Origin of the sequence: Priestia aryabhattai (assembly GCF_023715685.1) — a bacterium.
Classification (GTDB): Bacteria; Bacillota; Bacilli; order Bacillales; family Bacillaceae_H; genus Priestia; species Priestia aryabhattai_B.
Map to the genome: position 1 here is coordinate 1 of NZ_JAMBOQ010000121.1, position 255 is coordinate 255.

Annotated in this window: 2 tRNA genes; both read right to left on the reverse strand. The window is 51.0% G+C overall.

What is annotated here, in order from left to right:
- Nucleotides 1–35: 35 nt before the first annotated feature.
- Nucleotides 36–110 (reverse strand) — tRNA-Gly (locus M3225_RS30295).
- Between the two features lie 23 nt (nt 111–133).
- A tRNA-Leu gene (locus tag M3225_RS30300) sits at nt 134–215 on the reverse strand.
- Nucleotides 216–255 lie beyond the last annotated feature (40 nt).

The following is a 255-nucleotide window of genomic DNA, read 5'->3' on the forward strand; positions in this document are numbered from 1 at the left end:
TGCCAATTCCACCACCCCGGCAGGACTTATATATGTGGAGCGGAAGACGAGGTTCGAACTCGCGACCCCCACCTTGGCAAGGTGGTGTTCTACCACTGAACTACTTCCGCACATATATGAAATTAATAAAAGATGCGGGTGAAGGGACTTGAACCCCCACGTCGTAAGACACTAGATCCTAAGTCTAGCGCGTCTGCCAATTCCGCCACACCCGCGTGTGAATATAAATGGTGAGCCATGAAGGACTCGAACCTT